Origin of the sequence: Halomonas sp. H10-59, assembly GCF_040070555.1 — a bacterium.
Lineage (GTDB): Bacteria > Pseudomonadota > Gammaproteobacteria > Pseudomonadales > Halomonadaceae > Halomonas > Halomonas litopenaei.
The window spans coordinates 2,725,603-2,745,450 of record NZ_CP098828.1 but is presented as its reverse complement, the minus strand read 5'-3'; the positions used below and the strand labels follow the sequence as shown (position 1 = coordinate 2,745,450).

Annotated in this window: 20 protein-coding genes and 1 pseudogene; 15 read left to right on the top strand and 6 right to left on the bottom strand. The window is 58.2% G+C overall.

Features of this window, described 5'->3' with window-relative positions:
* The first annotated feature begins 84 nt into the window (after positions 1-84).
* Together NFG57_RS12035 and NFG57_RS12030 are read left to right on the top strand one after the other, a co-directional pair.
* Positions 85-1,383 carry an MATE family efflux transporter gene (locus NFG57_RS12035; RefSeq protein WP_348816179.1) on the top strand — a complete coding sequence of 433 codons (1,299 nt, stop codon included), beginning with the start codon at positions 85-87 and terminating at the stop codon, positions 1,381-1,383.
* 218 nt (positions 1,384-1,601) lie between these two features.
* Positions 1,602-2,861, top strand: coding sequence for a D-amino acid dehydrogenase (locus tag NFG57_RS12030; protein ID WP_253028817.1), 1,260 nt, complete (start codon positions 1,602-1,604; stop codon positions 2,859-2,861).
* 445 nt (positions 2,862-3,306) lie between these two features.
* Here the strand turns inward: NFG57_RS12030 and NFG57_RS12025 are convergent.
* Together NFG57_RS12025 and NFG57_RS12020 are read right to left on the bottom strand one after the other, a co-directional pair.
* A pseudogene (locus NFG57_RS12025) lies at positions 3,307-3,915 on the bottom strand (tyrosine-type recombinase/integrase).
* Positions 3,916-4,056: 141 nt separating this feature from the next.
* Positions 4,057-4,296 carry a site-specific integrase gene (locus NFG57_RS12020; RefSeq protein ID WP_348814406.1) on the bottom strand — a complete coding sequence of 80 codons (240 nt, stop codon included), beginning with the start codon at positions 4,294-4,296 and terminating at the stop codon, positions 4,057-4,059.
* Between the two features lie 314 nt (positions 4,297-4,610).
* On the opposite strand from NFG57_RS12020, the gene NFG57_RS12015 reads away from it, so the two are divergent.
* The 13 genes from NFG57_RS12015 (at position 4,611) to NFG57_RS11955 (ending at position 16,201) form a co-directional block, all read left to right on the top strand.
* Positions 4,611-5,087, top strand: coding sequence for a hypothetical protein (locus NFG57_RS12015; RefSeq protein ID WP_348814405.1), 477 nt, complete (start codon positions 4,611-4,613; stop codon positions 5,085-5,087).
* Positions 5,088-5,204: 117 nt separating this feature from the next.
* Positions 5,205-5,723, top strand: coding sequence for a hypothetical protein (locus NFG57_RS12010; protein ID WP_348814404.1), 519 nt, complete (start codon positions 5,205-5,207; stop codon positions 5,721-5,723).
* An 82-nt stretch (positions 5,724-5,805) separates the two neighbouring features.
* Positions 5,806-6,264, top strand: coding sequence for a hypothetical protein (locus NFG57_RS12005; RefSeq protein ID WP_348814403.1), 459 nt, complete (start codon positions 5,806-5,808; stop codon positions 6,262-6,264).
* Between the two features lie 125 nt (positions 6,265-6,389).
* Positions 6,390-7,205, top strand: coding sequence for a nucleotide-binding protein (locus NFG57_RS12000; protein WP_348814402.1), 816 nt, complete (start codon positions 6,390-6,392; stop codon positions 7,203-7,205).
* Positions 7,206-7,330: 125 nt separating this feature from the next.
* Positions 7,331-7,984: a hypothetical protein gene (locus NFG57_RS11995; protein WP_348814401.1), complete on the top strand. Its 654-nt coding sequence runs from the start codon at positions 7,331-7,333 to the stop codon at positions 7,982-7,984.
* A 96-nt stretch (positions 7,985-8,080) separates the two neighbouring features.
* The gene (locus NFG57_RS11990; protein WP_348814400.1) at positions 8,081-8,473 is read left to right on the top strand and encodes a hypothetical protein; all 393 of its coding nucleotides are present in this window, start codon (positions 8,081-8,083) and stop codon (positions 8,471-8,473) included.
* Positions 8,474-9,196: 723 nt separating this feature from the next.
* The gene (locus NFG57_RS11985) at positions 9,197-10,168 is read left to right on the top strand and encodes an NAD(P)-dependent alcohol dehydrogenase (protein ID WP_348814399.1); all 972 of its coding nucleotides are present in this window, start codon (positions 9,197-9,199) and stop codon (positions 10,166-10,168) included.
* A gap of 389 nt (positions 10,169-10,557) precedes the next feature.
* Positions 10,558-11,316: a hypothetical protein gene (locus tag NFG57_RS11980; protein ID WP_348814398.1), complete on the top strand. Its 759-nt coding sequence runs from the start codon at positions 10,558-10,560 to the stop codon at positions 11,314-11,316.
* A gap of 72 nt (positions 11,317-11,388) precedes the next feature.
* Positions 11,389-11,793 (top strand): hypothetical protein, encoded by a 405-nt coding sequence (locus NFG57_RS11975; protein ID WP_348814397.1) that lies wholly within the window; start codon positions 11,389-11,391, stop codon positions 11,791-11,793.
* A 605-nt stretch (positions 11,794-12,398) separates the two neighbouring features.
* Positions 12,399-12,938: a hypothetical protein gene (locus NFG57_RS11970; protein WP_348814396.1), complete on the top strand. Its 540-nt coding sequence runs from the start codon at positions 12,399-12,401 to the stop codon at positions 12,936-12,938.
* 2 nt (positions 12,939-12,940) lie between these two features.
* Positions 12,941-15,121 (top strand): hypothetical protein, encoded by a 2,181-nt coding sequence (locus tag NFG57_RS11965; protein WP_348814395.1) that lies wholly within the window; start codon positions 12,941-12,943, stop codon positions 15,119-15,121.
* 186 nt (positions 15,122-15,307) lie between these two features.
* Complete coding sequence (locus NFG57_RS11960) at positions 15,308-15,661, top strand: hypothetical protein (RefSeq protein WP_348814394.1); 354 nt, start codon at positions 15,308-15,310, stop codon at positions 15,659-15,661.
* Positions 15,662-15,850: 189 nt separating this feature from the next.
* Complete coding sequence (locus NFG57_RS11955; RefSeq protein ID WP_348814393.1) at positions 15,851-16,201, top strand: antibiotic biosynthesis monooxygenase; 351 nt, start codon at positions 15,851-15,853, stop codon at positions 16,199-16,201.
* Between the two features lie 171 nt (positions 16,202-16,372).
* On the opposite strand, the gene NFG57_RS11950 is transcribed toward NFG57_RS11955, so the two are convergent.
* The 4 genes from NFG57_RS11950 to NFG57_RS11935 all read right to left on the bottom strand — a co-directional run bounded on the left by NFG57_RS11950 (position 16,373) and on the right by NFG57_RS11935 (position 19,847).
* Positions 16,373-16,798, bottom strand: a complete 426-nt coding sequence (locus NFG57_RS11950; protein ID WP_348814392.1) for a putative zinc-binding protein — start codon at positions 16,796-16,798, stop codon at positions 16,373-16,375.
* Between the two features lie 59 nt (positions 16,799-16,857).
* Entirely contained in the window at positions 16,858-18,120 is a 1,263-nt protein-coding gene (glp, locus tag NFG57_RS11945) for a gephyrin-like molybdotransferase Glp (RefSeq protein WP_348814391.1), read from the bottom strand.
* A complete protein-coding gene (gene moaB / locus NFG57_RS11940; RefSeq protein ID WP_348814390.1) occupies positions 18,117-18,728 on the bottom strand; it encodes a molybdenum cofactor biosynthesis protein B in 612 nt (203 codons plus the stop codon). The genes glp and moaB overlap by 4 nt, the downstream gene beginning before the upstream one ends.
* A gap of 303 nt (positions 18,729-19,031) precedes the next feature.
* A complete protein-coding gene (locus NFG57_RS11935) occupies positions 19,032-19,847 on the bottom strand; it encodes a peptidylprolyl isomerase (protein ID WP_108448824.1) in 816 nt (271 codons plus the stop codon).
* Between the last annotated feature and the right edge of the window lies 1 nt (position 19,848).

Below are 19,848 nucleotides of genomic sequence, written 5' to 3'. Positions count from 1 at the left end.
GCCTATCTACCATCCGGAGACACCGTGCACCTAAGTTCCGACTCTACCTCCCTGGGGCGCACCCTGTGGCAAAAGACCTGGCCGATGGCGATCGGAGTGTTGTCGCTGCTCGGCTTTCAGCTGGTCGACTCTGCCTTCGTCGCGCGCCTGGGCACCGCTCCCCTGGCGGCCCAGTCCTACACCTTCCCGCTGTCGTTTCTGATCATCGGCGTACAGGTGGGCATGGGGATCGCCATTGCCGCCTTGATTTCCCGGGCGCTGGGCAGGGGCGAAGACGACCGCGCCCAGCGTCTTGGCAGTCTGTCGCTGATGATGGGGACAGTCGCCATCGGCCTGCTGGCGCTGGTGTTATGGGCCCTGCAGAGTCCCATCTTCGGGGCCCTTGGGGCCGACGCTCACGCGCGGGAGTTGATTCGCGCCTACTGGGCACCCCAGCTGGTCGCCGCCTGGCTGGGGGCGGTGGTGTACTTCGGCTACAGCCTATTTCGTGCCCACGGCAACACCAGCTTTCCCGGCAGCATGATGGTGCTGACCAGCCTGGTGAACCTGTGTCTCGATCCGATTCTGATCTTTGGTATCGGCAACTGGGACGGGCTGGGCCTGCCCGGGGCCGCCTGGGCCACGGTGATTGCCTTTGGCAGCGGCCTTGCCTTGCTCGGCTGGCAGTTGAAGGGGCGCCAATGGCTCGCGTTCGAAGGCCTCCGGGAGGAATGGCGGCTATCGGGGCGGTCGTTTGCGGGGGTCGCCTGTCCCGCCATGGTCAGCCAGTTGATGCCGCCACTGGCGGCGATGCTGGCGATTTCCACGGTGTCACGCCTGGGCGAATCCGCCGTGGCGGCCTGGGGACTTGCCAGCCGTCTGGAGACGGTGTCGCTGATGGTGGTGCTGGCGCTGACCATGTCGCTGCCACCCTGGCTCGGCCGCTGCTACGGCGCCGGCGACTGGGCCCAGGTGCACCGCCTGATGCGCCTTGCCCTCAAGGTGGTGGTGGTGTGGCAGTTGATGCTGGGTGTGTCGCTGGCACTGGCTTCGCCCTGGGTCGCCCGTGCCCTGGCCGGCACGCCGGAGGTCAGCGAATCGCTGATGGTGCTGATGCGCTTCATGTTGCCGAGCTATGCCGCGCTCGGGGTGTGCATGCTGGTGGTGTCGGCCGGCAATGCCCTCGGCTGGCCGATGCGCGCCATGTTGCTGTCTGCCGCGCGGTTGTTCGTGTTCTACCTGCCGTGCCTGTGGCTCGGTGTAACGCTGATGGGCGGTGTTACCGGCCTTGGGCTTGGAGCAGGGGTGGGCAACCTGCTGGCGGGAATTGGCGCCTACCTGTTGCTGCGGCGGACCCTGTCGCGTCCGAAGCGTAGCGGCAAGGGCGAAATCCAGGGTGGTTGAATCAACTATATTACGGTCGGCGGAAGAACGTAAAACCTGCTGATGGTGACAAATTCGATGTCACCGTTCGCAAAAGGTGAGTAAAAAAGAATAAAACACTTCGTACTCGACCCTATACTCCTCTTATTGCAGGCCGTGGCCATTGGCCACGGCCTATCTCATGCTCAACGCCCGGGATCGGGACGGGCCATCGACAACGAGAACAGAGGAGTGGCGACATGAAGGTACTGGTACTGGGAGCGGGTGTCGTAGGGGTTACCACCGCCTATTATCTGGCCCGTCAGGGACACGAGGTAAAGGTGGTCGATCGTCAGCCCTCCGTGGCGATGGAGACCAGCTACGGCAACGCCGGCCAGGTATCCTTCGGCTTCTCCTCCCCCTGGGCCGCCCCGGGCATCCCCCAGAAGGCGGTCAAGTGGATGTTCCAGGAGCATGCGCCGCTCAAGATCCAGCCCAAGATGGACTCGAACATGGGCCGCTTCATGATGCAGATGCTCAGCAACTGCAATCCCGACAGCTACGCCCTCAACAAGGAGCGCATGGTCCGCGTCGCCGAGCACAGCCGCGCCTGCATCAATGCGCTGCGTGACGAGACCGGGCTGCGCTACGAAGATCGCCAGCGTGGCCTGCTGCAGCTGTTCCGCACCGACAAACAGGTCGAAGCGGTGGGCAAGGACATGAAGGTCCTCGAGCAGTGCGGCGTGCGTCATGAACTGCTGGACGCAAGCCGCATCGCCCAGGTGGAGCCGGCGCTTGCCCGTGTGCCTGGCAAGTTTGTCGGTGGCCTGCATCTGCCCGACGATCAGACCGGTGACTGCCACCTGTTCACCAATCGCCTGGCCGACTACTGCCGCGAGAAGCTCGGCGTCGAGTTCATGTTCAACACCACCATCGAGCGGCTGACGCGGGTCTCCGGCAAGGTAGAGGCGGTGCACACCAGTGCCGGCACCCTGACGGCCGATGCCTATGTGATGGCGCTGGGCAGCTACTCGCCGTTCCTCGCACGTGACCTGGACATCCGTCTGCCGATCTACCCGGTCAAGGGCTACAGCCTGACCCTGCCGGTGGTCGATGACGGCGGCGCGCCCCAGTCCACCGTCATGGACGAAACCTTCAAGGTGGCGATTTCGCGCTTCGACGACCGTATCCGTGTCGGCGGCACCGCGGAGCTAGCATCCTACGACCTCAGCCTGGCCGAGAAGCGTCGTGCCACCATTTCCATGGTCGTACGCGATGTGTTCCCGGAAGGCGGTGATCTGGCCAAGGCCGAATTCTGGACCGGGCTGCGCCCGATGACTCCGGACTCCACACCGATCATCGGCGCTACCAAGTACGACAACCTGTGGCTCAATACCGGCCACGGCACCCTGGGCTGGACCATGAGCTGTGGCAGTGCTCAGCTGCTGTCCGACCTGATCGACGGTCGTACGCCCGCCATCAACCCCGATGGTCTGGCCGTGTCCCGCTACGCCGCCTGAAGCCTGAGGCTGTAGAGGGAAGACAAGGCATAACGCCGAGGCATAACGCCAAGACACAGCCGCCACCAAACGACACCCCGACGGGACTTGCCCGCCGGGGTGTCGTCGTTTGTGGTATTCGACCACGGCGCGTCGTCAAATCGTGGCCAAACTAGGAAAAGGGTGGGGCGCACTCAGCGACGTCGAGGCAAAGCTCGAATCCCCGGATATGTCGGTATATGCTGAAAGGCAACAACTAAACTTAGCCAGAATGACAGACAGTCCAGATACATCAGGGCGTGGAAGCCAGGACGCCTTATTCAAGTCTGGTGGGGTAGTGCTGATTTCATAGAAGGGTGTGGCATCAATCGCCAAGGGAGGGGCGTGTCTGCATGACATTCTCCTGCGGTAGCCTGCCTGAAGGGTAATCGGCAGCCGGAATATCCACCCAGGGCCTGTGTCGATGCTATAGCAGATCCAACGGGCTGGATGTGCCAGCAAACCGTTTGCCGATGACATGGGTATAGATCTGCGTGGTTCGGACATCGGTATGGCCCAGCAATTCCTGCACCGTACGAATGTCCTGACCTGCCTCAAGCAGGTGGGTGGCAAAGGAATGTCGGAAGGTATGACAGCCGACCCGTTTATCCACGATACCTGCTTGTTTCACCGCCACCTTCAGCGCCTTGCGAGGGACCGAGTCGTGGAGGTGATGTCGACACAGAATGCCCGAAACAGGATGGGCACACAGGCCAGTGGAAGGAAAAACGAACATCCAGGCAGGCTGGCGATAGGCGCCAGGGTATTTCTTGCCCAGCGCGAAGGGCAGCGAAGGGCCTACCCCCCGTGCGACATCTTCGCGTTGAAGGGACTAGGCAGTATCCATCTGCCGAGTCAGTTCAGACATCAGGGTTGTACTCAGCAATGTCTTGCGATCCTTGCCTCCCTTGCCGCTGACGACGGTCAAGCCCCCTGTATCGAAATCGACGTCTTTGACACGCAGTCGCAGACATTCCGCGATACGTAGCCCACTGCCATAAAGTAAAGAGAAGATCAGCCAGTTTCGTCCCGACATGCACGACAGGATCGCTGCGACCTCGGCACGCGTCAGTACGGTGGGGAGCCTGCGATGTTGGCGAGCATGCTTGAAGTCGAGCGGTCCCAACTCGACACCAAGAAACTTGTGGTACAGAAAGGCGAGAGCATTCAACGCAATCTATTGCGTATTGACCGAGACACCGTTGTCGTTGGCGAGCGATGTCAGGAAGACGCGCACCTCGGGTGCACCCATCTCAGCAGGATGTCGGCGTTGGTGAAACAAGATGAATCGCTTGATCCAGTGCAGGTAGGTTTTTCTGTTCGAATACTGTAGCCACGCAAGCGTAGATCTCGGCGGATGGACTCCAGGAACGGGCTCTTGCTCATGTGCAACCTCCAAAATACGGTAACTATACATTCATACAGTATATCGAGAAGCGTCCAGCTGACGCGCCTGGAAAGCAACAGAAGAACGCATGTTTTCTCCGCACAAATTCTAGAAAAAAGGCAGAACATCAGAGAGATGTGAGCAGAGTCCGGTGGAATGTCGCGCACACTTTCGCAGGAATTCGAGCATGCGGGTGTTGGCGACTAAGGGCGAAGAAGGCATAGGATGAATTTCTTGGTAGTATCAAGAAGATGTGAAGCACCTTGTGCAGATCCGCGCGGCGTCAATTTAAGCACGCATACGATTAAAAATGTTAGAAATTCCGACCGGAGGATGTTTTAAGTATGGAGTTTGTACTATTTTTTGCCGGTGCATTTGCGTCGTGGTTGATTACGCATATTTATCATCGCAACTCGTCAAAGAATGCGCCCGAGTGGGCAAGGCCACTGATTGACAGTCTGCCGGAAACCGAACCCTCGCAAGAGGAATTGTCGAAGCTAGTGCAAGACTATGTCGTCAACAACAGCCTTGTTGAAAGCGGCAGTAATTCCGATGGAGAGTGGTTTAGGTACAGTAATGGTGAACAAATCTGCAAAGGGCAGTTTACCGCGGGCAATGAAAATGAGGTGAGAGTTCCATTTCCTGCAGCTTTTACCACAGAGCCATCACTCGATTTGTCGGGTGAAATAAATCGAGTTAAAGCCAAACATGCCACGCCAAGTGAACTCGTGGTTGATTTGAATTCAAATGACTTGGAAAGTGCGACTTCGGACTTTGCGTATCAGGCTAGAGGGCACTGGAAAGATCCGCACAGCTCATAGCTTTCTAACAAATTGTTGCATTTCGTTCCGGGCCCGAGGGCCCTCCACAGGACAGCCTTGTCGCCGCTCCGCTCTGCCAAGGCTGCCGCTGAACAACGGCGTTAACTGGAAATTGAGATGGATTATTTCGAGCGAGTCCTTAATCCAGAAAACTGGTTTGCTCAATCATGGCAAATGTTTGAGGCGGCCTCGGTTCTTTGGGAAAGTCTCCTGGAAAAGGAGCCGATACTATCGGAGCGAGATACGCAGCGACAGTCTGGATCACTGAAGGGGGCATTGCTTTTGTTGGGGCTGGCTGCGGAGAATGCACTTAAGGGGGCTTATGTATATAAAAACGCCCCCGATTTGTCGAAGGAGCGGCTTAGTGCAAAACACTTTCATGAGAAAGCCCACGACCTCAATGACGTTGCTTCTCGGTTAGGGCTTTCTTTAAAGCCAGACCACTCGGTACTTCTAGAACGGTTATCGACTTCTGTTCAATGGAGTTCCAAGTACAAGGCTCCGTTGAAGAAATCGGATTTAGATGGATTGATCCACGGGGTTAAGATGGGATCAACTGATCTAGATGCCATAGAAAACCTAATTGAAGACCTGCAAAGACAATCTGGCTACTCTGAAGAGAATGGGTGGCCTTAACCAGTTAACAAGTAAAGGCAACGGACGCAAAAAACAGCGCCGCTGCTTTAGGCGTTACGTGTACTCGTGCTGAGGAGAAACTATGGAGCATAATTTTGAGAGGCTAAAAGAACATATTTTGCTGCTCTCTAATTCTCAAGATTTCTTTGCGGCCAAAAATGAGTGGAAGCTTGTTGGCATTGAGATACAGGAAGACTGGAATCATTGTCCATGTGGCCAGGCAATCAAAGAACTTTGTTATATCCAGAATCAGTTCAATGGCAACAAGACTTATGTTGGCAATGTGTGTGTTAACCAGTTCATTGGCATATCAACGGGCAATCTATTTGATGGTCTAAAACGAATTGCCAAGGACAACTCTGCCAATGCCAACGAGGATTTAATCCTTCATGCATATCAACTTGGCTACATCTATGAAAAAGAGTACCAGTTCTTAATGCAAACTAGGCGCAAGCGAAAACTCTCAGATAGACAGCTTGCGTGGAAGCAAAAAATAAACTGGAGAATTGTCAATAAAACAATTGTCCGTAAAAACACGTAACAAGCCGCAGCAATCGCTCCCGTTGGTCGCTGGGACAGCCAAAACGCTGCGCTTATTTGTCTGCCCTTGTGCGGGGCGTTATACGCACCTAAAGTTTAGTGTTAAATTTAATCATAGAGAGAGCCATGGAAAGTCAGATTGAGATAGTCGAGAGACTAATTGAGGAAGGTGAAAGTTTCACTTTTCAAAATTTTTGTTTAGCTGTAGGTGATTATCAAGGACGTTATGGTGGCCCTGACTCTCCAGAATGGGGGATATTTAAAATAAGAGCTCAAAATATAGTATCTAAACACCTTTCTGATGATTCTCCTGCAATGTCTCTAATTGCCGAAGGGCTTACGCAATACACCGAAGGTAATGGGCCTGATAAATTTGAGATAGCTAAATCTAATTTAGTTAAAGCATTAAAAATATTGTCAACGACTTTAAAAAATGATGTTTATGGAGAGCTTAAAGCAGAAAAGAGCACCCCGACATCAGCAGCACTTTCTAATAAAATTTTTGTTGTGCATGGTCATGATGAAAGTTTAAAAACCGATGTTGAACGTTTTTTACACGAAATAGGTTTAGTGCCAGTTGTCCTTCATCGTGAGGCCGATGAAGGCGCTACTGTGATTGAAAAATTTGAAAAACATAGTGATGTAGGTTTTGCTTTCATTTTGTTAACTCCTGACGAAATTAGTTATACAGTTGCTCAAATTAATATCCCTGAAACGGATAAAGTAATTGAGTATAGAGCTAGGCCTAATGTCATATTTGAGTTTGGGTATTTTGTAGGTAAATTAGGCCGAAACCGTGTTTGTTGCTTGCATAAAGGCGATGTGGTTTTGCCAAGTGATTTGAACGGTCTGGTTTATAAAAAGGTAGATGGTTCAGTTGATCCTCAAGCATACGCAATAATAAGAGAACTTAAAGCGGCAGGTTACAAAATCAGTATGTAGCTTGTGCGTATAACAAGCAAATCAACTAGGACTAAAAACAGCGGGCAGTTCGCTTCGCTCAATTATAGCCCACTATTTTTAGCCTGTTATTTGGGCGTTATGCATCTCAGGATAAGGACTAATCATTGAAAGTATTTGCTGAGTATTTTGTAGAAGGCGGAGTTATATATAGGCGAAATACACTGCTTCAATTCGGTGATTGCTGGGACTTGATTGGGAGCGCTGTCTTAGCCAATCCTGGCAGCGCAGAGCCTACTTCACTTGTTTCAGAGGATTTATTGGCATCCATCTCAAAGTTTCACCAAAGATATAAGAGCGGCGAAGGGGTTCAATCCGATCACTGGCATGAGTTTTCTCCTGATTCAACAATGAGATTTGTCGAGAAAATATTTAACGGCTGGTATTTGGATAAAAATATTGACCTGAGTGGTGTAGTCCAGTTATTTAACACCTTCAATGTTAAAAATCAAAATCTTCCAGAAGCAGTTGCCGGAATTGGCGAAGATTCAGAGTTACTGTTTTCACGTAGCGTATACAGATATTTTAACGATAAACCGACGTATTTCGGTTTTAGCAACGAAGTTCTTGGTAATGAGATGCTTAGAAAAGTGGCTGTGAGTATTTTCAATAATTCATCTGATGCCGTTCTTGATATATACGATAGGGATTTCTCAAAGAACTCTTTTTATCACCCAATGTATGTCAATCAAGCATATGCTAAGTCACATTTCCAAAAATACAAGAATAGTATTCTTGCTGGGATTGTTAAAAATGCATAACAAGCGGATGTTGCGGGACTGGTTTTTCGCTGCGCTACAAGCCAACCGAAAATGCTGGTGTTATGCATCCGACATTTACTAAAAGGAAGAACAAGTATGAATCTGAAATACGCAATAATTCTAATTTGTCTAGTTTCTCCACTCGGAGGCTGTGGAGCGGTTTCGTCATCATCCGTACCTCAAGTTGCATCTTCGGAGCAAACCGTTGGTCCAATATTCATTACCCAAGCGGGCTTGCCTTCTGATATTGAATATGAGGTTATTGGCGTTGTTAAAGCTAATGCCCGTCAAGGTTATGATAAGGCTGAGAGCCTGTATCCTCTGCTCGCTCAAGAAGCAAGGAAGGTTGGCGCGAATGCGATTATTGAGGCATATGGTGGCAGAACAGTTTCGGCATTTTCATGGGCGGCACCATTCGTTGGGGGAACCGCAGTAAAAGTAGTAGATCCCCAATCGTTGGAATCTTTTGATGGCCAGTTCATAAGGTAGAAAGATGCATGACAAGCACAAGAAAATGGAACCGCCGTACCGGCGGCCCTTGTTTTGAGCGTTAACGGTCACTATGGCTCATACATTCACCATCGCCCCTGAGGCATTGAAGCGCTGTTTTAGCGTGTACGTCGTAGTGGCCGAAAGCGACGATGGGACGAAGCTCTACGTCGGAAAGACCGGTGACAATCGGGAAGGCTGCAATCCGATCATTTCACGTTGCGGCAACCACTTCTCTTACAACAAGATCCATAGCCAGGTCCGGAATAAGCTGGAGGCTCACGAAGATTGGCGGTACACCTACGCATTCGACCATTTTGACCCATACCCCGAGTGCCAAGATAAGCGGAGGGAATGTATTGACAGAATCAACGAAATGGAGAGGTGGTTGAACCAAATGGTTCAGGCGCTGGCGGATGGGTACGCATCTACGGAAGTACTAAATCCGTATACTGGCAGTGGCCATGTAAAAGTGGATGAAAGAGCGCGTCGTAAGGGCTTTCGAACAGATGAGGCGAAGCAGAAGCTTGAATCAGTGGTCAAGGCGGTTGAGAGCGTTCTGCTCTGTGACCGCTAACAAATCGTTGCAGCGGACGTTTGATCCGTCGCCCATTTTTTCTACCGCGAAAACGGTCGTCGCCTAGAACGCCGCTGAACTCAGGCGTTCGACGGACACGGGTGAGACGTTCCAAAGGGCCATAGACGACGATAGCAGGGCAGTGCATGAAAGCTTGGGTGTATCGTGAATACGGCGGGCCAGAGGTGGTCCACCTTGAGGAGGTCCCGACGCCGGTGCCGAAGGATGACGAGATGGTCATCAAGGTGCTCGCGACGACAGTCACGGTTGCCGATTGGCGCGCGCGTACGCTCGAGATGCCGAAGGGGTTTGGGGCGATCGGCCGGCTCATTTTCGGCCTACGCCGTCCGAGGAAAGCCATCTTGGGCGGTGAGTTCTCGGGCGTAGTGGCTCAAGTTGGCCGCTCGGTCACGCGATTCCGCGTGGACGACGCGGTGTTCGGGGCGAACGGCTGGCGGATGGGTTGCCACGCGCAGTTCGTTGTCTTCGGGGAGAATGAGCACCTCGCGCGGAAGCCGCAATATCTGTCGTTCGAGGAGGCCGCAGCACTCTCGTTCGGCGGCGCGACGGCGCTCCACTTCCTCGGCGAAGCCTCAGTTCAGCCAGGTGAGCGAGTCCTGGTCATTGGAGCCTCGGGTAGCGTGGGCACCGCGACCATCCAGCTCGCGAAGCATCTTGGCGCACACGTCACGGGCGTCACCAGCGGAGCGAACGCCGAGATTGTCCGGGCAATGGGTGCTGACGGGGTGATTGACTACAAACGCGAGGACCCATTGCAAATCACGGATGGGTACGATGTCATCGTCGACACTGTTGGGGATACCCCCATGTCCCGGTGCAGGCACGCGCTGCGGCGTGGCGGCCGGCTGCTCGCGGTCGCCGGTTCGCTCTCCACGATTGTTGGAGCCCCTATCGTCACCGCGCTCGGGACCAAGAAGCTGATCGCTGGCGTCGCGCCTGAGTCGCGTATGGTCGCGGAGCGGCTCGCCCAACTCGCAACAGAAGCCGTTCTCCGCCCTTTCATCGACGAGCGTTATGATTTCTCCCAGATGCGCGAGGCGCACGCACGCGTAGCATCTCGCCGCAAGCGCGGAAATGTTGTAGTACTCGTCCCTTAAGTGTCAGGTCCCGGATGATTGATCACGCACTTGGTGAATAGTTCAGGACGCCGGTTCTGCCAGTCTTTCATCGCAGGAATGGGGGCCTGGTACCACCCGTCGTGTCACTGCTTGTGACACCTATCCAGTGATTTCACCACTTGGGCTTTCGATGATGGCGCTGCAGTGTGGCGTCATCTTGCCTACGCTGGATAGGTATCGACGTCGGCGAAAGGCATGTGGCTCGCGACGTGCGTTGCGTGTCGCGATAGCACGGGGTTGGTGCCGACAGGTATCGGTTTGTTGCGCTGGTGGCGGATAAAGCACCAGACCATCGGAGCCTGGCGATCAAAAGAAGCGGTACACCAGAGTGCGCACTTTCGGTGCACTCAGGCTCGGAGAGGTGGCGTATGACCAGGCAGACGGGGGTTCAGGGGCTATGTCTCTCGATTTGGCTGCTCGCTGGTTCGTCGGTGGCCCTGGGCGCCGGCTTGCCATCGGGGGAGGGCAGGGAGGCTGTCGAAGTGCAGTGCTCGGCGTGCCATCCGGTCAGTCGCATCAGCCAGAGCCTTGGCTACAGCCGTGAGGGGTGGCTCGAGTTGATGGGCACCATGGTGGATCTCTCGAGTGATCCTGCCCGCCGCGGGGTTATCGCCGACTATCTGGCGGAGCACTTTCCTCCCAATGAACGACGGGCACCGACGTTGCTTGAGGGAGATACCGATATCAGCTTCCACGAATGGGCGGTGCCGACGCTCGGGCAACGCTCGCGGGATCCGGCCGAGGCGCCAGATGGCGGGATCTGGTGGGCGGGCCAATGGGGAAATCTGGTGGGGCGCATTGATCCCATGTCCGGTGAGATGCGCGAATATCCGCTGCCGCCCGGCAGCATGCCTCACTCGGTAACGCTGGCTCGTGACGGCGGCGTGTGGTTTACCGGTAACAAGAACGGGACGCTGGGGCGTCTCGACCCGGCCAGTGGGGATATCGAGGTGGTCGACATGCCTGACCCCTCGGTGCGTGATCCCCACACGGCCGTGTTCGATGATGACGGCCTTCTCTGGTTTACGGCGCAGCACGCCAATCGCGTCGGACGCCTCGATCCACAAACCGGTGAGGTCGAACTCGTTGCCATGCCCACCACTGGGGCGCGGCCCTACGGCATCTAGATCGATGCAGAGGGCACACCCTGGGTGGCCTGCAATGGCAGCAACTGCCTGGTACGAGTCGATCCCGACACCATGGCGCTTACCGAAATCGAGCTTCCCCACCAGGCAACCACTGTGCGCCGGCTCGATATCGCCGATGACGGCATGATCTGGTACGTCAATTCGGGAAGGGGCCGGCTTGGGCGCTATGACCCCCGCAGCGGTGAGGTGCAGGAGTGGCCGTCGCCAAGCGGCGAGAAGTCTCATCCCTACGCGATCGCGGTACTCGATGGCGTGGTCTGGTACAACGAATCCGGGATGCGCCCCGATGCCCTGGTGCGCTTTGATCCCGCCACCGAGACCTTCCAGAGCTGGGCGATCCCGTCTGGCGGTATTTACGCCGGTATCGTGCGGCATATGCGACCGACCCGGAATGGCGAGCTGCTGATTCATCAGAGCGCCACCAATCGCATCATTCGTGTCGAGATCAATCGCTAAGGGCCACCGGTTGTTCCGGTGAACGTTACGCCGACTCCTTCAGGCACCCCGTCGAGAAAGCCTCTCGGCGGGGTGCCTTCGTTTGTTGACCTGATGGCTGATTGGACATCGTCACATTGACGAAGACAGTCTATGCTTCAAAGGCCAAGTTTACTTAGGAAGAGTGTTCTACGGGGGTAGTCATTCTGATTGAATCCATCAGGAATACTTGGTAAGTACTTGATAAATTAGCCGAGATGTTTGGTGTCCTGCGGTCGTGGCCCTGGTGCCTTTTTAAGCACATTTTATTCAGGGCTGCGCCGCCAGAAGCGCTTTCCTTTTCGTGTCAGATGAAAGAGGTCAGCGCGGGGACGCTGTCGGGGCGCCTTGCCCGTTATCCAAAGCTCCGGTGTCCGAGCATGTTTCCCTCCTTCCTCGCATAGCATCAGATTCCGGTCGCCTGCCTCCTGTTTCGGTGGGCTGACGTCCCGGAAGTCGACTACCCCCGCTCGGTCATCGTTTCGATGACCCGGGTAGCGTTATTTCTCGCCGAGCTTCTTGTTGACGACCTGTACTGCGCTGCCCTGCGAAGTTGCAAACGTCATTCAACGTCAAGGAGCCAACACATGAATACGTCAAAAGACCCCGATCCCTGCCCATGCCGCTCTCAGGTGGGGCTGGGCAAGGATCGGGCGGAAGAGCTCGTGGTGGCCAAGGTGCCCCAGGGCTTTGAGGCCAACATCAATGTGCGCCTCGTGCCTGGAGGAGACTTCGCGCTCCCCAAGCGTCCTCTGCGCTGCCGTCCTCGCAAGGGAGCGCCCCGTCGGGATGCCGAGCCTCTTGCGTTACCAGAAGAGGTGATGAAGAAACTCCAGGAGGCCGACAAGTTGATGATGGAGTGGTTGGCCAAGGACGAGGCGAACGCGAGCCTATACATGGCGCATCCTGTCGAGGCCTTGCTCAAGGCCGGTGTCAAATTGTCAAGGCAGGAGCTGAAGGCCGTCGAGCGGGCCCATGGGGAGGTCGAACAGACAGCAGTGGTAGGTCCCGGAGTGAAGGTGGCGGGTTTCAAGGCTGCGGCCTTCCCGCGTGGTCGTATCGGCGAGATCAAGCCGGGTGCGAAGCCGCAGGACGATGATGGCTTTGTTGTTCACAAGGAGGGCTAGTCATGGCACTGGATCGAACAGCCGGTTTTGACATGCTCGTTCAGATTTCCGAGAACGAACTCAACAATCAACTTGCCACGGCCTTCCTCGCCGGAGGGATCTTTCCACCCAGTATCAGCGTGCCAGTCAATGCAGGCGGTGTCAGCGGGAGCGCCGATCTGAATTTCGATACCCCCGTCGCCGACCTGGACCGCCCTCGGCCGAGAATGGGGCTGACCGTTCCCTTTTCCAATTCTCAGCTCCAGATCACCGCGCCCCTGGCGTTGACGGTGGCCCCGATCGGTGGCGCCATCACGGTGGTGGACAGTATCGCCATGGTGACCGAGGGCAGCAATCAGTTCGCCACCATGGACTTCAATGCCGGTGCGCCCACGGTCAATGTGGCGTTCGATCCTGCGTCGGTGTCACTGCTTGAGCCGCTTCTGGATGTTGCGGGGCTGAGCCTCACGCAGGCGCAGAACATGATGGCGGGAGTCGTGCTCGACCAGCTTCAGTCAAGCATCGGTCGAATCGATCTGACGCCAGCGATCCCGGTCGTCGACGATACGGATGCGACAACCGTCTTCGACATCGATGTCACCACCGTGAACGATACCACGGCTCTGGATCGTGATTGCCTTGCGTTCGGTGTGCGCATGTCCAGCGACGGCGGGGGTAATATCAATAACGTCACCTCCAGCTTGATCCCTGCCGGTAGCCAGTCGCTGGTGACGATGAGCAATTTCTGGTTGCTGGCCAGGGTAATGCGCCCACGTATCGCAAGCTCCATGGGCAGACCTGTCACCGATTTCGACACCCCCTTGAGGCTAAACCGCAGTATCCCCGCACCGGGTGGTCAGGGGACGCTTCGAAGTCTTGAGGCTCGCGTTGTCGCCAATCGCATTTCCGTCACGGGACGTGCCACCGACTCGGGTAGTGGTTGGTCGGCGGAGTCGAATTTCTCGTTCTTCATCGATATCGGTCTGGATGCTGGGGCGATCACGGTGACTGCCACCACGCCGGTGGTGGATACCGATGTGGACCTGGCCTGGTGGGTGTGGCTTGCCTCACTCGGTCTGGGAGGTCTGTTCGGCGGTATCGTCGGAGTCATCATTGCCGCCGTGGTGCTGGCGATTGTCGAGGCGGTGGCAGAAGGCATCGCCGATGGTCTGATTTCGGATGGAATCAGCGGGGCCATTGGTGGCCTGCCGGCGATCCCGCTCGGGCCCATCGGTGGTGGTCTGACGCTGTCCAGTATCGTCCTCGATGATCTGGAATTGCGCTCGAGCATCGTGCGGTCGGTCTCGGTGCCGGTAAAACACCAGGGCGGAAACGTCGGTCTCGGAGGGTTCTCGGTGGATCTGGACAGTGGCGCCCTCAGTGCGGGGGTGCTGCCCGGAACCGATCTCGCCTGGAATCCCGCAAGCGGCTTGAATGCCGTCGGTGGCAGTGGGCTGACGGTCACGGGGACCTCCTTCGGCGCGCTGACACCGGTGCAGATATCGCGCCTGCCGCTGGCAACAAGCCAGATGTCTCTGGGCCTGATACCCCTCACGTGGCCACGATGGTTCCTGTTCATGCCTCACCATGAGGTGGTCTTCGGGATGCGCACGTCCGAAGGGCGCCTGGCCAAGTTACGTGCCTGGCGCCAGATCGATCAGCAGGGTGCACTGCATCTGGACTGGATCACCTTCGACACCCCGACGCCATCGCTGCATATTGCGGCACGATGGAGCGTGACAGAGCGCGGAGAGGTGACTGACTACATTGCGAAGGACTGTTCTCGTTGTCGTTCCAGCCCGGTGCGATGGTGCGGCGTGTTTGAAGCCTGGCCCAGGCTCACCGCCTTCCCGGTGGACTACGAGTGGTGCCTGTGTGGGCAGACCCTGGAACAGGGCGATGGCAAGGTGAAGAGCGCGGCAGGCATCATTCCCTATCGACTGGAGGGACGACGCCTCAAGGTCGCGACCGAAATGGGCCAGTCGTTCAAGTGCGAGCTGTGTGTCAGCGCCATCGATGCCCGTGGCCTGGAGCTGTACACCTGTATCCAGCTTAATCAGCCCGGTATCGAGCGACGCTGCCGTCCGTGCAAACCGACTCGCAAGGATGTGTCGGTCAATCTGTTGCCGGTGGCCGCTGAGCTTGCCTACTGGCGACCCTTGCTGCCGCGGGAGCCGCTGGTCGAGGTAGATCCCATCGGCTAGGCTCGAGTCCACAAGAGACGCAAGAAAGTAGAAGGAAAAGAGATGGCAGGAGGGGCCGGTACCCGAGCCGGGTTCCGGCCCTTGTTTCAGGATGCGGGTCAGCATGGCATCGGATGGGACCTTGTATCCTGACATTTTGCCGACATGGGGTATGTCATGAGGTATGGCGTCTGTGGACTTTTCCTGATGCTGGCGCTGTTGCCGGGAGGCGCCGTGGCCCATGATGATCCCTGGACCAGGGGCATCAACGAAGCGGCGGTGGGTTCCGGCTTTGATGATCCTTTTTCGCAAGGCATCAACGAAGCGGCGGTAGGAACCGGTTTCGATGATGCGTTCACGGAAGACGTCAACGAAGGCGTGATCGGCGCGGGCATCGATGATCCGTTCACCGACGATATCAACGAAGGCGCAGTCGGATCAGGGCACGACGATACTTTTACCCCGGGTATCAATGAAGGCGCGGTAGGCTCGGGGTTCGATGATCCGTTTACTGAACATATCAATGAGGGAGCGATTGGCTCGGGTAGCGGTGGTTTCTGATCCGCTCTTGTCACTGCGGGTCTCTGGCGCAGGTCTCTGGCGTCAGCGCAGGTCTTTGGTGTCAGCCTGGCATATGCACCGGGAAGGCCGTTGACGTCGTCTCATGCTACATTGCCAAGTTCGCCGTGGCGGATTGCGATTTCCGTGACGGCCTCGGAGTGTCTTGTCCATCATCACTGAGGAAAACCGTTGAGCGCCATCGCCACCACACCGGCACCGCCGTACTACGCGGTGATCTTCACCTCCACGAGAACGCCGGGGGATGACGGCTACGGCGAGATGGCCGAGCGCATGGTCGAACTGGCGGCACAGCAGCCGGGGTTTCTGGGGGTGGAGTCGGCGCGCTCGCCGGGTGAATATGCCGCCGGCATCACGGTGTCCTACTGGTCTGACCTGGCATCGATCCGCGCCTGGAAGGCCAATCTGGATCATCGCGAGGCCCAGGCCACGGGCCGCGAGCGCTGGTATGCAAGCTATCGCGTCAGGGTGGCACTGGTGGAGCGGGAGTATGGGCTCGACGAGACAGCGGGGATGAGCTGAGCAGCGACGTCGCTGTCATGACGCGCCGCTAACATGACATGGCCAATGACAAGGCCCCGCCGGGAAAGCTCCTTGATTGCTGCCCGGCGGGGCCTTGTCGTTCTTGCGTATTGGTCTCACGTGCCACGCCGCTTTCACCTGACGGGGCTGGCTTTATTGCGTCGCGTTTGCTCAGTGGTGGGCGGTGAGTCTGACAGGGGAGTCGCCCTGGTCGAGGGTCGCTTCGCCGCAGGCGAGTGCGTCAACGACGGGAATCAGCTGTGTGATGACGACTTCCACGCAATCGTCATCGTAGCGGCGGCCACGTCGCTTCTTGAAGCCCTGCTCGTACAGTCGCAGATGGTGGGTGGCGCTGACGCCGGCCTTGTCCAGGCAGTGGGCGGTGCAGTGCATCTGGCAGCCGTCGAGTGCCACGATCGGTCGCCCGGATTGGGCCTTGCGCACCAGCCCCGGCACGCCGCCACCAACGCCGGAGATACACGACATCTCGGCGATGCCGCGATGGTCGAGCGCAACAGCAACGCTGTTGGCGAGCTGGGCCACGTCGGAGCAGCCGGAGCAGGCGTAGACCAGGGGAAGGGGTGAGGGGGTGGCCATGGTGGGCTCTCCTTGTCGGAACATTTTTTAGGTGTGCTGTCGGTGTTCAGGTCGTCGCGCTAGCGGGCGAACTGGCTTAGCGGCAGGTAGGGATAGCGCTGGCCGGGCACCACCTGCTGGCCGGGGGGCACCTGTAGGTAGCCGTCGGCTTGTGCTGCACTCTTGAGCATATTGGAGCCCTGGTCGCCGGCGATCCTGGCAACCGGGGCAATGTCGCGGTGATCCAGGCGGACACGCAGCCACTGGCTGCGGTGGCGATTGGCGCGGTAGGTGAAGCCTGCATGCACTGCAAAGCTCGCCAGCGGTGCGACGGTTCGGCCCTGTCGGCGATGCAGTACCGCCAGGCCCAGCAGATGCCAGGCGACCAGGGCAGCGGTGGGGTTGCCGGGAAGTCCCAGCAACGGGGTGCCGGTGGACGGGGACTGGCCGATGTAGCCCAGGGTGAAGGGCTTGCCGGGCTTCATCGCCACGCCGCTGAGGCAGATGCCGCCAAGGCGCTCGAGGCAGGGCCTGACGTGGTCTTCCTCACCCACCGAGACGCCGCCGGTACAGACGATCAGATCGGCCTGGCGGGCGGCGAAGGTCAGCGCTTCTTCCAGCGCCGTGGCGGTGTCGCTGATGATGCCAAGGTCGACAAGCTCGGCGTTGTGATCCTGCAGCAGGGCGTGCAGCATGCCGGCGTTCGAGTTGTAGATCTGGCCCGGGGCCAGCGGCTTGCCCGGCGTGACCAGCTCCGAGCCGGTACTGATGACGGCGACGCGCACCCGACGCCGGCAGGGCACCTCGGTGATGCCCTGGGCCGCCAGCAGTGCCAGGCGGATGGCATCGAGGGGCTCACCTGGCTCGAGCAGCGCCGCTCCCTGGGTCAGCTCTTCGCCACGGCGCCGGATATGGTCTCCCAGGTGTAAATCCTTGGGAAAGTGGATCTGGCCGGCCTCATCGATCCGTACCCGTTCCTGGGGCACCACCACGTCGGCACCGCGGGGAATCGGTGCGCCGGTGAAGATGCGCGCACAGCCGTCGAAGGGCAGAGTGATCGGGGCGGCGCCGGCGGGCACTCGGGCCACCACGGGCAGGGCAAGCCGGTGCTTGAGGTCGGCCAGACGCAGGGCGTAGCCGTCCATGGCGCTGTTGTCGATGCCGGGAACGTCGTGCAGCGCCTTGAGCGGCGCGGCCAGGATGCGGCCACGGGCGTGGGTCGTTCTCAGCGTCTCGGTATCTACCAGCGGGCGGGTCAAGGCGATGACCTGCTCGCGGGCCTGCCAGGGGTCGACCAGGGTGTGGCCCCTGGTGGGTGTGTCACAGCCGCAGGTCTCGCTCATGGGGTGACCTCCAGGGCTTCGTGTCGAGCCGTCGTCCCGGTGTCGGAAGCGACGTGGTGATCCGCGCTGCGGCTGGTGCAGCGCTGGCTGTCCTTCACCACCATGGCGACGAAGTTGCAGGGCCGGGTGCGGGCGTCGAGCTGGGCTGCAAGAATGTCGTCCCAGGCCATGGCGCAGGCCTTGGGCGAGCCGGGCATGGAGAACACCAGGGTGCGATCGATCACCCCGGCCACGGCGCGGGACTGGATGGTGGAGGTGCCGATGGCCTCGAAGGAACGCAGACGAAACAGCTCGCCGTAGCCTTCGACGACCTTGTCGAACAGTACCGTCAGTGCCTCCGGTGTGTTGTCACGGGCGGTGAAGCCGGTGCCGCCGTTGACCAGCACCACCTGGATGTCGGAACGGATCACCCAGGCGCTGACCTGGGCGCGAATGCGATAGATGTCGTCGGGGACCAGGGCGCGCTCGGTCAGGCGGTGTCCGGCGCCGGCTAACCGGTCCGCCAGCAGGTTGCCGCTGCCGTCCTCGTCCAGGCCACGGGTATCGGACACGGTGAGGATGGCGATATCCAGCGGGGTGAACACGGCGCACGTGGACGTATGAGACATGCAAGGACTCCGGTGGAGAGAACGTGAAGGGAGCCCGCCGGACCCTGAGGTCTGGCGGGGGTGTCAGGTGGGAGGGAAGGGGGAGTCGCACGCGTCATTCGCTAGGGCTTGTCTGAAAAGTGCCTGCGCTCGGTAATACGGCGTTAAAAATCGGATTAAAATGCTCATTTACACCCCGTAAACTGCGCTTTCTCACCGATTTTTGCCTTGTCTAACCTTCGCTCGTCGACTTTTCGGACAGCGCCTAGTGGCGCCTGGTCGGCGCTCTGTCTGTGCTCTTTCAGCGACCTGTCAGCGCCCTTGTCAGCGCATCAGGGGACCGTCGACATCGTCGTCGGCCAGGGTGAAACCCTCGACGCCGATCTCGCTTTCCAGCGCCAGCAGGTAGTGGCGCAGGGCGACGCGGGTGGCCTGTTCGGTCAGCTCGTGGGCGACCCTGTCCTTGACCTCGGCGTAGGGCAGTGGCTGGCGCTCCAGACGGGCGTCGATGACGACCACGTGCCAACCGTAGCGTGACGGCAGCGGACGCTCGTGCAGGCCTTCGGGCAGGGGTTCAAGAGCACGATCGAGCTCGCTGACGGTCTGACCGCGACTGACCCAGCCAAGGCTCCCGCCTTCGTCCTTCGACGGGCACTGCGAAAACCGCTGCGCCATCTCGTCGAAGCGTTCGGGATGCTGCTTGAGGGTGTCGATCAGCCCTTCGGCCTTCTTGAACTGCTCGTCGCGGGCGTCCAGGTCGTCGGGGGCCGCCGCCAGCAGGATATGCCGGACCTTGAGACGAGTGGGCTCGCAGAAGCGTTCGGGGTGAGCCGCGTGAAAGCGTACGCAGGCCTCTTCATCGGGCGGGGGGACTTGCAGTTCCTGATCCAGCATCACGGCGATCGCACGCTCGTCGGGCTCGTGCAACGAGCCCGTCTCGATGCCCAGGATCTCGGCGCGCTGGCGCAAGAGTTCCTGGATGACCAGGGCGCGGGCCGCCGCCTTGGCGGCGGCCTCGCGATCCGTTGACGGATGGAACTGCATCTCCCCGGCGATGGCTTCCTCGCCGATCACGCTGTCACCAACACGAATGCTGGGAACCGTTGTGTGCGGCAGGGTTTCCACGGGGATGGTTTGCATG